11 protein-coding genes are annotated in these 12,338 nt (G+C 41.4%); 4 read left to right on the top strand and 7 right to left on the bottom strand.

Going from position 1 to position 12,338, the window contains the following annotated elements; translation table 11 throughout:
- Window positions 1-184 precede the first annotated feature (184 nt).
- The 3 genes from IQ244_RS10655 (at window position 185) to IQ244_RS10645 (ending at window position 1,330) form a co-directional block, all read left to right on the top strand.
- Entirely contained in the window at window positions 185-781 is a 597-nt protein-coding gene (locus IQ244_RS10655; RefSeq protein WP_193893346.1) for a glyoxalase-like domain protein, read from the top strand.
- A gap of 148 nt (window positions 782-929) precedes the next feature.
- A complete protein-coding gene (locus tag IQ244_RS10650; RefSeq protein ID WP_193893344.1) occupies window positions 930-1,130 on the top strand; it encodes a hypothetical protein in 201 nt (66 codons plus the stop codon).
- Window positions 1,127-1,330 carry a hypothetical protein gene (locus IQ244_RS10645; RefSeq protein WP_193893341.1) on the top strand — a complete coding sequence of 68 codons (204 nt, stop codon included), beginning with the start codon at window positions 1,127-1,129 and terminating at the stop codon, window positions 1,328-1,330. Before IQ244_RS10650 ends, IQ244_RS10645 begins: the two co-directional genes overlap by 4 nt.
- A 29-nt stretch (window positions 1,331-1,359) precedes the next feature.
- Here IQ244_RS10645 and IQ244_RS10640 read toward each other — a convergent pair whose 3' ends face one another.
- The 7 genes from IQ244_RS10640 to IQ244_RS10610 form a co-directional block, all read right to left on the bottom strand.
- Window positions 1,360-2,139 (bottom strand): photosystem II S4 domain protein, encoded by a 780-nt coding sequence (locus IQ244_RS10640; RefSeq protein ID WP_193893339.1) that lies wholly within the window; start codon window positions 2,137-2,139, stop codon window positions 1,360-1,362.
- A 45-nt stretch (window positions 2,140-2,184) separates the two neighbouring features.
- Window positions 2,185-2,685 carry a hypothetical protein gene (locus IQ244_RS10635; RefSeq protein WP_193893337.1) on the bottom strand — a complete coding sequence of 167 codons (501 nt, stop codon included), beginning with the start codon at window positions 2,683-2,685 and terminating at the stop codon, window positions 2,185-2,187.
- Window positions 2,686-2,825: 140 nt separating this feature from the next.
- Window positions 2,826-3,224, bottom strand: a complete 399-nt coding sequence (locus IQ244_RS10630) for a hypothetical protein (RefSeq protein ID WP_193893335.1) — start codon at window positions 3,222-3,224, stop codon at window positions 2,826-2,828.
- 121 nt (window positions 3,225-3,345) lie between these two features.
- Entirely contained in the window at window positions 3,346-5,565 is a 2,220-nt protein-coding gene (locus IQ244_RS10625; protein WP_193893333.1) for a TolC family protein, read from the bottom strand.
- A gap of 104 nt (window positions 5,566-5,669) precedes the next feature.
- Entirely contained in the window at window positions 5,670-7,229 is a 1,560-nt protein-coding gene (gene kaiC / locus IQ244_RS10620) for a circadian clock protein KaiC (protein ID WP_193893331.1), read from the bottom strand.
- Between the two features lie 76 nt (window positions 7,230-7,305).
- Window positions 7,306-7,632 (bottom strand): circadian clock protein KaiB, encoded by a 327-nt coding sequence (kaiB, locus tag IQ244_RS10615; protein ID WP_193893330.1) that lies wholly within the window; start codon window positions 7,630-7,632, stop codon window positions 7,306-7,308.
- 123 nt (window positions 7,633-7,755) lie between these two features.
- Complete coding sequence (locus IQ244_RS10610; protein WP_193893327.1) at window positions 7,756-8,337, bottom strand: KaiA family protein; 582 nt, start codon at window positions 8,335-8,337, stop codon at window positions 7,756-7,758.
- Between the two features lie 672 nt (window positions 8,338-9,009).
- Here IQ244_RS10610 and IQ244_RS10600 point away from each other — a divergent pair.
- Window positions 9,010-12,318, top strand: coding sequence for an ATP-binding protein (locus IQ244_RS10600; protein WP_193893322.1), 3,309 nt, complete (start codon window positions 9,010-9,012; stop codon window positions 12,316-12,318).
- Window positions 12,319-12,338: the final 20 nt, after the last annotated feature.

Raw genomic sequence — 12,338 nt, 5'->3', positions numbered from 1 at the left:
ACAGCCCCAGAGTGCAACCCGTAAAATTTTGCTCGTAAAATTTTGCCCATAAAATTTTAATCAGGGTCTGTTTGCTGCTGAAGCTCAGACTACTTTAGTATTGATACACTAGAAAGAAGGACTTAATCTTAGTCTTTATCAATAAAAATAGAAGCGGCTCCCTTATACAATTTTCGATTTGTTCATGGTTATAGCAGCTAATGTGATGCAGTTTTTGCTTGCCCCGTTGACTTTAGGCTCATTTTTACCATCCCTGCCTTTGGATAGCTTGTTTTCTACTCAAGGCATTATGGTAATGCTGCTTGCAGCTTATGCTGGTGCTATGTGGATGTTCCTCACCAGTGCGCCCAAAGTTCACACCGTTATGGTGTCCGATTTGGAAATTGCGCGACAGTTGTATGAAGGGCTGCTAGATTTGCCAGCCGCTGAAGTGCCTTTGCACTACTACTACAACTATGAACAAACCATCGGCACAACGGCAATTGATCCTTTATATATGTCCACAAGTCCCAGTTGGTCTAGCAAAACGATGAATAATGCTAACGAAGGACTTTGGTATCAACTGAAGAAGAATACCCAGTTACACGTCATTACTGGCGCTAGTTTAGGCACTAAAAATCAACAGCGTCACGTTTGTTTTGACCGCGACTGCTTAGAAATGATTTTATTGCGAGTAGAAACTCGTGGTTTAAAATTCAAAATTCGCAACCAAAAGCCTTTAAATTTCTTAGTCAAAGACTATGAAGGAAGGATTATTGAATTGGCTGAAGTGGCAAATTAGTCCAAAAACTGAAAATCTGAGACAAAATGTAGAGATGTAGCAACGCTACATCTCTACAATGGTTTTGGGTAAGTTTAAAACATTATTTATTCAATGATTACGTGGTAATCATTGAGGCAGTAGAAAAATATTTAAATTTATACTCAATATGAAACCTGAAACCATAAATATTTTATTAAAAGCTTACGCACAATTACAAGAAATTATTGATAAATTATACGAAGCTCATGACAGAGCCATCACAAATAATGACTTTGATGATGCTAGTTTACTGGCTAGTAGAGCAGATAAGCTTTATCAAGAGGCAGAAAATCTAGAAATTTTAATTATAGAACTGGAGGAAAGATGAAAACAATTGAAGAATTAAAGATTCGGATTCAAGAACTCAGTAAGCAAGCCGTTGAACTCAGGCGAAAAGGTTCCGAAGTGTACGAAACTAACCAAGAGCAAGCTAAACAGTTCAGGCAAGAGGCAAGAGAATCTATGAAACGCTGCCAAGTATTAATACAAGAATTGAAAAGAACGGAAGAAATTGACCGCACTGCATAGGTGGATAAAAATGAAGTGCGGAATTTGGTTTACATATAACGCGTCAGTTGGACACGGTAACGGTCTTTTTTCGTAATTGCCACTTCACCCACTTCTAAACGTCCTTTACCGCGAATCGCTACTAAATCGCCGGATTTGACTTGAAAACTAGCTTGGGTAATATCCTTCCAGTTGACGCGCACATCGCCAGCATCAATTAAATCAACCATTTTGCTGCGAGACATCCCAAAACCAGCACTGGCGATCGCATCTAATCTTAAAGAAGCCTCTACAGTCGTTAATTCTTTTTTCTTCGGTTCGCGGATTTTTAACTCACTAATGTCAATCCGCTGGGTTTTCACAGGAACCGATCGCACCTGTTGCAGATTCATTTCTAAAAATTCTGCCATTTCTGGCACAACAATTACTTGCGCCCCGCGTTCGCCCAAAACAATAATATCTCCAGTCTTCTCCCGGACAATTCCTGTGCCTAACATTGCACCTAAAAAGTCCCGGTGAGTAGCTGTATCAAATAAAAAATTGCCGGCAACTTCTAAGACAACCAGCGCAACTTGTGATTGTTCCAGGGGAAGTTCCCCACGGGCGATCGCCATTCTTTGGCGTTCTGCTTGAGGATATCCACCCCAAGCCAGCAACTGCACCTCAGTTAATCGGCTGAAAACTCGTTGAATTTCTGCTAATTCTGGCGGCGATAAAAAATCCGTCAAAACAACTTCCCACGTTTTGATCGCTTGTTCCGCATGATCAATCACACGCGCAACACTATCTCGATTTTCTACACCCTTTAAAAGTTCTTCTCGTGGCAACATGATCAAAAGTCAATAATCATTGGTCAATCCTACACCCATACACACTTATTTCCCTTCTGCATAGCCTTGGATATTTTCTGGTTCAAACTGACGTATTATCCTGGTTGCTTGGCGAGTCAGAATTTCCGAACCCTGAACCACAATTAAATATTTTCCAGCATCTAAGCGATTGCGATAGGGTAAAGCATCACCACTGCCTGCAAGCATACCTACTCCACCACCAACAAATACACTACCCATAGCGCCACTACCAGCGCCTAGCAGTCCGCCAACAACGTGATTGCCAATTTCACCCGCCCAGGCAAAAGTATCTAAACCCGTGATGACGCTAAAGGTAAAACCCGCAAAAAAGCCAAATGGCACTAACCAAAATGCCATCAGCTTTGCTTGTTTTTTAGCTTGCTCTTTGGGATCAATCAAACCAAATTCATCAGCAGTTTTATATCCTCTACCGATGATTGTGCTATTGATGCTGTCTTTTTCCAAAGCTAGATAAGCAGCTTCAGCTTGGATACGGTCTGGTAATACGGCAACAAGGTAATTCATTTATCTAACAACAGTTGTCTGAGAGAAGTTCGCCTTAATTAACAGGGTATCAGTAAAAAAGTGCTGTTAGCGTAGCGGGGTGAAAGCCCGTGCTGAGTAATGAGTGATGAGTGCTGATTTATTATTCTCCCCTTGTAACCCTAGTCCCCATTCCCCATTTCCGATTTAATGGCATCCAATGGTTCACAAAAATTGTTCACACCTTGTTTGAGGACATAGATTAAAACTGGTGTCGCTAAAATTTTGGGAAAAGTTGGCATTGTTTTGAGGTGCGCCATCATCCCTAGAATAGTGTTATTCAGTAATTCTTCTCTAAATTCTGCTTCACAAATTACCGCCCGCCATTTTTTCGCTAAAGCATCTAACCATTCAGAATTTGCCCTTTCTGGTTCTTGTCCGGCTTTGATAGCGAGTGTCATGGCTGCATCTTCTAAATCTCCTTCACAGTCTTCAATCAAATCCAGCACTTCCATCGCTACGGGATCATCGATTAACTGAGAACGAAATAAGGCAATTTCTTGTGATGTAACTTGAGTCATGGGTAGTCAATAGTCAATAGTCCATAGTCAACAGTCTAGAGTCAATAGTCCAGAGTCAATAGTCCAGAGTTAAAAATTTCAACTCTCAGTCTATAACTATTGACTATTGACCATAGACTAATTAACGCAATGACCTAGCGGTAACTGCACGCTGTAACCGAGCTAAGGCACGATTGTAATTTAAGATAGCCGTGACTCGATTACCTTCTGCTCTTGTTAAGTCAGTTTCTGAGTTAATTACATCAGTTTGTGTACCTACCCCAGCTTGGAAGCGTAACCTTGCTAACCGGAGAGCTTCTCTAGCTTGTTCTAAAGCAGTATTAGCTGTTTGAACGTTGTCTAAATTAGCTCGTTGGGTAGAAAAAGCTTGTTCTACTTGGAAGCGGACTTGGTTACGCTGCTCAGAAAATTGTGTTTCCGCGATCGCAATATTAGCTCTTGCTTGAGATGCTCTGGCGCGGGCTGCTCCACCATCAAATAAATTCCAACTAGCTCTTAGCCCAACAGAATAACCATCAGTAATGCTGACGCTATCATCGAACTGATCCAACAAGTTGTAGTTAGCCACAAAACTCAATTGTGGTAGATTAGCGGCTAATGCTTGTCGGCGCTGTTGTTCACTGATATTACGTTGAGCCAACTGCTGTCGTAGTTCTGGGCGATTTTGAAAAGCCAGAATGATACTGTCTTCTAATGACCTGTTCCACAAACCAGCTAATTGCACCGCATCTGCCGTACTAATAGTGATATTTTGCGGCAAACTTAGGGTAGTTACTAACTGCCGTCGGGCTATCAGCTGATTGGAAATCGCATTAGTCAAATCTTGTTGAGCATTGGCTAAATTTACTTGCGATCGCAAAACATCGAAGCGAGTACCAACTCCGGCACGCTCTAAGGCTTCAGCATCACGCAAACTCGCTTGGGCATTTTCCACAGCTGACTGGGCAATACGTACTTGCTCATCGGCTTCTTGCAAGTCGTAATATTGAGTACTAACGTTCAGGCGGATTTCTTCAGATTGGCGCTCCACATCCAATTCATTGAACCGTACCTGTTCCTCAGCTTCTTTGATAGCGGCTTGCCGTCTTCCCGAAGTGTAGATGTTGTATGTCAACTGGGCTTGACCATTAAAACCTGTACTCGGTTCATCGTTGTTAGATCTTACCCCGGCGCGGCTACTTAAAGTATCTTGCAGCTGGCTAGAAGCCGACTGACTGCGAGTCACATCCGCACTCAAATCAACCGAGGGATATAAAGCTGCTTGAGCTTCCTGTAAAGCTGCTTGGCTGCGTTTTAGCTGCAATACAGATACCTGTAGTTCCCGATTATTCCGGCGTGCTAATTCCAAAGCCTGTTCTAAAGTAATCGGTTGATTGCCTTGAACTGTGACTTCCTCTGTCTTTGTGGGATATTGCAGCGAATTGGCGCTAGGAATCAAGTTTTCGGGAACTTGGACAGCACCACCAGAATTCGGACTCACATTGCTAGGAACTGGAGCATTCGGTGCTGCTTCCGGTGAAGTTGGAGTAGCCGTTGGTGCTACCTCAGCAGGAGTAGAATCAGTACTACTCGGCACAGTAGTAGCTGGTGCTGCTTCAGTCGGTTCTGGTGTTGCAGTGTTGTTTTGTGCAGTCAGTTCTCCAGTCAACTTGTGCTGCTCACAACCTCTAGAATACAAAGACAACGTAGTTGATATCCCTATTTGTTGCGAACAACTTCCCACTGCCAACAGCCGCGCTGCCCCTACCCTCTTAATTGGCAATTGAGTTTTTAAACTTGGCTTTGATGCTGCTGGCTGTTGAATTGCAGATAGGAAAACTGGGTTTTTTTGAATAACAGCAGGTTGAGAAGTAGCAGAATTGACAGATGTATTATTTAATTTCTCTCTTGCAGCCGTAGCTGATTTTTTTTGTTTTTGAATTTTGCGGGAATTACGCTGCGTTGAATTTTGAGAAAAATTTAAAGTGGGTGTCGAATCGACAAAACCACCTGGATTTTTCTGAGATATTTGTGCCAGCGGTACACCAGTATTTTCTGTCAATGTGCCTGGGTTACTTTGATTACTTAAATTCGGCACATTGAATGTAGTCAACTCAGAATTAGAGACTAAATCTGGAAAAATCTGGTTGGCAGTTTTCGGCAGTTGCATATTTGTATTGTCCGCCACTAAGTTATGACTTTGAGTGAAAGTCACAACACTAGGAGTAGATTTTGCTTGTATGCTAATTACCTTGACTGTTCCAGCCCAGGCGGGCTGGGTGGTTAATACCGCTGCTGTTACGCCAGGTAAGAAAGTATGAAATAATTGCTGTCTTTTATGAAATAATTGCTGTCCTTTCACCGCATCCCCTCACACGAAAATCAATCTAGCGGCAGAAACCTTTTCTTCACCACAGAATATAGCACGATACTAAATTGAAGAAGGGATATAGCACGATACCAAATTTAGGAATCGGTACTCCGTTTGTCTTCAAAACTTTTAACTATGCGTGAAAGTTCTGCCTTTTCGTCGATGCTAACGCGGGTAGGCGCACCACTGACAATCCTTTCATAATTCCGGAAAGAATCTTTAATTTCTGGGCCGTCAGCCGTAATATTATACTCACGAATTCCCTTATCGTGCCACGAACCTCGCATTTTAAATACGTTAATTGCCCGCGACATTTCCCCACGAATTTCTACGTACTGCAACATCAAAATTGTGTCAGTAATTGTCGAAATATGTGAGTCAGTAATGGAATGAGACCCCATAAATTGGTCAGTTGTGTTGGTAAAAAAACCAGTGATTTCTTCTTGCTTGGCATAACCAGTTACACCAATTACAAACTGGCGAAAAGCATTATTACTCACGCCTCTTGCTAGGGCTGAGAGTGAGTCAATGGCGATTCTAGCTGGTTTAAAATTAGCAATTTCTGACTTAATAATTTGTAAGTGATCTTCTAAACCAGTTGATTCGGGATAGGTACAAATAATTTTGAGTAACCCTTGATCTTCTAATTCCTCAAAATCAATTCCCCAAGAGGAAGCATTCCGTGACAACTGAGCGCGTGATTCTTCATAAGCAAATAAAATGGCACGTTCACCATTAACACAGCCATTTTGTAAAAATTTACTTACAAGTAGTGTTTTCCCCGTACCGGTCGCTCCTGTTGTTAAAATAATCGAATCTTTAAAGAAACCACCACCACACATCTCATCTAGTGTTTTGACACCCGAAGAAACGCGGACATTAGAAGACCTTTGCGTTAAGCGCATTGCGCCTAGAGGGAAGATGTTGACTCCAGCATTGGTAATTGTAAAAGGATACTCACCCTTCATGTGAGTTGTGCCACGTAGCTTGAGGATTTCGCTCGTCCGTCGACGACGTTCTCCTTCTAATACATTCCTGACAATTACCACGTTATCCGAAACAAATTCCTCAACTCCAAAAGATGCCACTGGGCCGTATTCTTCACCTCGTTCGGTAGTAATGATGGTGGTAACATTCAATTGTTTGAGTCGGGCTACAAGGCGAAAAATTTCTCGTCTGACGACTCCAACAGCTTCATATTGCTGAAATACTGCGGTAATTGAGTCAATAGAAACTCGCTTGGCTTTATATTTGCGAATGGCATATTGCAAGCGCTCAATTAATGCTGAAAGGTCAAAATTACCAACAATATCTTGACCTTCAGGATCTGGAGAAGCATCAAGAATAAATAACTTGCCTTCATCAATTAAACGCTGTAAGTTCCAACCAAAAATATGAGCATTTTTAATAATGTCGCTAGGCGATTCTTCAAAGGTAACAAATACGCCTGGCTCATCAAAATAGGTAATGCCGTTATAGAGAAATTGCAGAGATAATAAGGTTTTACCTGTACCAGAGGTGCCGCTGACTAAGGTGGTTCTACCTACTGGCAAACCACCATGACTAATATCATCAAAGCCCTCAATCATTGTCCGAATTTTTTCTACACCCCCAATCGGTGCCTGGTTTTGCTCTTTTTGCTCTTTTTCGCTCATTGCCGGATCGTAAATAGGGCTTTTAACCCAGTTTTTTTATTACTAAAGGTACTAATTTGGCATGAAAAAATTTAACTTAAAGGTTATGCGGCTCTTCCCAGTCTTCTTCACTCAGTTCTTCATAAAGTAAATCTAATCCAATTAATACTCTTTCTCTATCTGAAAGGTCGCCAATAATTTTCCGAACAGGTGGCGGCAAAATTTTTGATAATGTTGGTGTAGCTAAGATTTTATCTTCTTCAGCTAGTTGGGGATTTTTCATTACATCGATGACTTTGAGTGCATAAACACCTTGGAACTCCTGGTCTAATATGTTTTTGAGTGTTTTTAATGCCCGGACTGAGTTGGGGGTATTCCCAGCTACATAAAGCTTGAGAACATAAGTTTTTCTGGCTTTATTCATAAAAATACAAACTTAAACATAAAAACTAAAATAAAATCCAAATTTAGTGATACTAGCAAAATACATAGCTTTGTGGTTTTCTTGATTTTTGAGTATATTTTAGTGAATGGATGCAATGTACTACTATTTAGAAATTGCACATCTATAGGCTTCACATAAATGTGCTAGGACATCGATGAGAGTCAAACGGTAATCAAGTAAGGTATCATCACTCCTTCCTTCTAATTTTAGCTGTTTAGAAAATTCATCAATGAGTTCCATGTGAATTTCTATAATTTGAGGCACAGGAATATTAGCACAAAATACTGTATTGATAAATTTATCAAATTTTTCTTTCAAGGTTTTGTCTGTTGTAAAGTAATCTATAAGAATCTGGCGATAATCAGATTTAATTTGTTGTAACAATACCCGCTTATCCACTTGAGTCATTTGCTGAAAAACCTGTTGTGGTTTTTGCTGCTGGCACGCAAACACGTAAAAATATTTGTCTATAAAATTTTGATTAAGATTCGCTGGCCACCAAGTTAGTAAGTAGTAAAGTCTAACTGTGGTGGCGGCGACTAGAGTTGATGTGCTAAATTGAGCAAAATTAGACCGAATTAAGTAACCATTTCTTGGGTTTAATGGTATTTGAGTGCCTAGCTCATCTAGGTTATCTAAAATTTTTTTAACATTTGCTTGGAAAAGTAGTATAGGTAGTAGCATTTATATATTTAAACATCTTGCTTAATCACTCCAACCAAAGTTGGTTAAGTTGAATAAAGTTTGAGAAAAACTTTAGAGAACATGACTAATAATAAGTCAAGTTGTTAGTTCATTCTCAATTACCGCTCTAGATAAACAAATTTCTACAGTGGCTCAACAACCAAAGACAACAAGTGAGCAGGAAGATTTATTGAGCGGCTGATGAGGTGTTCGTTATTGAGGATACATTAGTTGATTGAGATTCGCATATGTATATCTATCAGACTGTAGATTTTTTGATTTCACCCCTTGATAGGATACTTAAACTAACTTAAAGTATGCGCGTATTCTAAATCATTATAATTCCTCAAGGTTCTAAAGCGAATCTTTGGAGCCATAATTGTTTTAGCTGTCACTTTTGATCAGATGTGACAATACCAGTAAAACACTGTAAGGTTATTTCCCCAAAGTTATAAAGTGGCAAAGGCAAAGACTGACACTGGGAAAACCAAAGTCAACCAGAAAGGCTATGTCTTAAACAACCAAACATATCACAGCAATGGTCTTACGGCTAAAACAAGAATGGTGGAAAGATAAGTCTATGAGGATATGACTGTAAGCGCGAACACTATCTACCCGATCGCCAATGCTCAAGCCAAATGCCGCTAGAGGAAGAATCAACCCCAAAGCCTTATGTCAATGCTACAGTACCCGCTTTATAACTTTCTCGCAACCGTACCCAAATGCGGTGAAACAAGTACATTGGTAGCGGCCTTAGAAGTTTTTGAGCAACAGCGGTGCGATCGCTTAGTAGTAGTCAATCAACAGCAAGCACCAATTGGGTTGTTAAAATCAGCCCAGTTAACGCAAAAACTGTTGGCAGAGTCACCAGAAGATCAATACTGGAATTTGTTACAACAGCCACTGACAATCTGGCAGCAAAGCATTGTTGAGCCATTACAAATATTAGCAGCAAGCGATCGCGTTGAGCAATTTGTGCAGTTTTTGCGTTACTATTCTGCCCCATCTCATAACAATATCAATTGGACACTGGTTGATGCTGAAGGCAAATTTTTAGGGCTGTTAGACAGCAGTCGGTTGTTGAGATTGTTAGCTCAAGAACAGGCAGGTATAGCGACAACTGACACAAAATCTGCCAATTCTTTGAGATCATCTAGCCAGGTTAGCCGAGAACATCAGACCAAGGTGAAAACTACTTGGCGATCGCGCAAAGCTAATCAACTTCACTCATTTTTGCATAAACCACTGATTAAGTTACTCGAACAACTGCCTTGGCCATTGATGTTGCAAAACAGTAATGGTGAAATAGTCGCGCAAAACCCCGCTTGGTGGCAGCAGTTGGGCGGTTTGAAAGATCCAGAAGATGTGCGACAACAAGTAGCAACTATCCTGTCTCCAGTCCCGGACAAACAGCCAGAATACGCTAACCAAACGGCACTTAGATCGCCCCAAGGTGAAGATAGCAGCTTATCACCATTGAAATTGTATTCGGTAGAGCATACTTGGGCGGTAAAGCACGAAGCCTTACCCCAGAACTCAAGCTTTAATCCTCTCCAAGAACCACCCGTTTCGCCAACCAGCAACTTTAATCGCTGCTTTTTAGATAGTCAAATGGGGACTTGTACCTGTGTCGTGGAAGAAAAAAACGGTCAAGAACGCGTCTGGCAATTTGCCAAAATTCCCCTAGATAGTCCAAGATTAAAACCATTAACCGCCCAGCCAAGCGAAAATGCTGATCAACTGTGGTTAGTCTTAGCCACAGATGTTACCGAACAGCAACAATTGTGCAAAGAATTAGCTGCGAAAAATGCTGATTTGATTCAACTCAATCGCTTAAAAGATGAATTTTTAGCTTGTATTAGTCATGAACTCAAGACTCCCCTAACGGCAGTTTTGGGATTATCCAGATTGCTAGTAGACCAACAATTAGGGGAATTAAACGAACGCCAAGCCCGCTACGCGGGATTAATTCATCAAAGCGGTCGTCATTTAATGAGTGTAGTCAACGACATTCTCGATTTGACTCGGATGGAAACCGGTCAGATGGAATTAGCACTTGCACCAGTAAATATACAGGCTGTGTGCGATCGCGCTCAAGCAGAAGTCACGGCTATCCACACTCACGCCAGCAAAACCTCAGCCATTAATTCTTCTGTGCCAAAATTCACCTTGATGATTGAACCAGGCTTAGAGCAAATGGTGGCAGATGAATTGCGCTTGCGGCAAATGTTGGTACACTTGCTTTCTAACGCTTTCAAATTCACGGAAACATCCGGCGAAATTGGTTTGCGTGTCAGTCGTTGGGAAGGCTGGATTGCCTTTACCATTTGGGATACAGGCATTGGTATCCCTGAACATCAGCAACATTTAATTTTTCAGAAATTCCAACAACTCGAAAACCCCCTCACCAGACAGTTTGAAGGAACTGGTTTAGGACTAGTTTTAACCAGAGCTTTAGCCCGCCTCCACGGAGGCGACGTGAGCTTTTTATCCCAAGAAGGTAAAGGTAGCCAATTTACCCTCTTACTCCCACCCAGTCCGCCAACCACAGGTTTTTCGGATACCGAAACAAATAATAAAGAAGAGCGAAACCAGCAGAATCTAGGTATTCAAAAAGTTCCGACTTCTGCCAATTCTCCAGTTAATAATAGTCAACATCTCCCTGGTTGCTCTCAAAGATTAGTGCTGATAGTCGAAGCAGTGGCTCGATATATTGAAGACTTAGCAGAACAACTCAAAGGTTTAGGTTATCGAGTAATCATTGCTCGCTCAGGTACAGAAGCCGTGGAAAAAGCCCGACGCTTGCAACCACAAGCTGTATTTTTAAATCCTTTATTACCATTGCTTTCAGGGTGGGATGTCCTGACATTGGTGAAATCGGATGCGGCGACACGCCATATACCAGTGATTGTCACCGCTACAGGCGCAGAAAGAGAGCAAGCATTTGCTAACCAAGCCGATGGTTTCTTGAGCTTACCAATAGAAAATCAGGCTTTAGCCCCTCTGTTGGAAAAGTTATGTGCTAAACCCACAATTTCAGCCTCAGAAATTGAGGCTACGCAAACTACTGCCAAAAACCAACCATTGCGAATTCTCAGATTGGTCAATCCAGAAATAGCATCAATTAACCCCCACCCTTCACTGCGGGAACATCGGGTAATCGAAGTAGATAACCTCGATCAAGCAGAACTCTTAGCCAGGGTTTGGCAATTTGATGTCATCTTATTAGATGTAGAAACTTCCTTAGCCCAAATTTATTTACAACAATTAATTCAGCATCCCCGATTGGTGGCTTTACCACTGGTGACTTGTGATGTTGCTACTAGTTTGGCAGCTTCTCAGATACCTGGACTTTCCGTCTTTCCCTGCTTAACACCATTTGGAAAAAACAATCGCAGTCGCACTGACAAAATAGATCCGCTGTTATCAGTGTTACAAATTGCTGCTGGTATTTGTTGTCCACCAAGTATTTTAGTCGTGGATTTGACCACCTTACATGATTTACCGCAAATCAGACGTAAACAAGTAAAAAATTATCGCCACACGAAAAACTCTGCCCTGAATAATATCACTGCGGAAAGAGGCTCTGAGTGGTTTCAAGCTTTAATTCAGTATTTACAAACTGCGGGTTTGAAAGCAGCAATTGGCCGCTGTTGGGCAGAAGTAAATCAACAAATCCACCACAATAGTGTTGACTTGTTGCTAATTTGCTTGGGAGAGTCGCCAATTCATCAGGAAGTGTTAAAAGCACTTGCAGCATTACATGATTCACATTTGCATTTGCCCCCGATTTTAGTGCTTGACCAACGTCCCCATCATCATGTCAGGAATTCATCAGCAGAAACCAAGCAGCAGAGCAATAGTAGCCGAGATGATGTAAATAAATCAGTCCGTGCGATCGCCACAGAAATTTTACCCCGATCAATTTCAATGGAAGATTTATTGCATCACATTAATCAGGCTCTACTGCACCATCAATAGGAAAAGAGTTCATTTTTATT

This window comes from Nostoc sp. LEGE 06077 (assembly GCF_015207705.1).
Classification (GTDB): domain Bacteria; phylum Cyanobacteriota; class Cyanobacteriia; order Cyanobacteriales; family Nostocaceae; genus Nostoc_B.
This window is presented reverse-complemented; position numbering and strand designations above follow the sequence as displayed.

Bases quoted from the DNA above. Each gene is read 5' to 3' on its own strand.
- IQ244_RS10650 (WP_193893344.1), top strand. From the start codon at position 930: ATGAAACCTGAAACCATAAATATTTTATTAAAAGCTTACGCACAATTA.
- kaiC (WP_193893331.1), bottom strand. From the start codon at position 7,229: ATGAGCGAAAAAGAGCAAAAAGAGCAAAACCAGGCACCGATTGGGGGT.
- IQ244_RS10640 (WP_193893339.1), bottom strand. From the start codon at position 2,139: ATGTTGCCACGAGAAGAACTTTTAAAGGGTGTAGAAAATCGAGATAGT.
- IQ244_RS10630 (WP_193893335.1), bottom strand. From the start codon at position 3,224: ATGACTCAAGTTACATCACAAGAAATTGCCTTATTTCGTTCTCAGTTA.
- IQ244_RS10655 (WP_193893346.1), top strand. From the start codon at position 185: ATGGTTATAGCAGCTAATGTGATGCAGTTTTTGCTTGCCCCGTTGACT.
- kaiB (WP_193893330.1), bottom strand. From the start codon at position 7,632: ATGAATAAAGCCAGAAAAACTTATGTTCTCAAGCTTTATGTAGCTGGG.
- IQ244_RS10635 (WP_193893337.1), bottom strand. From the start codon at position 2,685: ATGAATTACCTTGTTGCCGTATTACCAGACCGTATCCAAGCTGAAGCT.
- IQ244_RS10600 (WP_193893322.1), top strand. From the start codon at position 9,010: ATGTCAATGCTACAGTACCCGCTTTATAACTTTCTCGCAACCGTACCC.
- IQ244_RS10610 (WP_193893327.1), bottom strand. From the start codon at position 8,337: ATGCTACTACCTATACTACTTTTCCAAGCAAATGTTAAAAAAATTTTA.
- IQ244_RS10645 (WP_193893341.1), top strand. From the start codon at position 1,127: ATGAAAACAATTGAAGAATTAAAGATTCGGATTCAAGAACTCAGTAAG.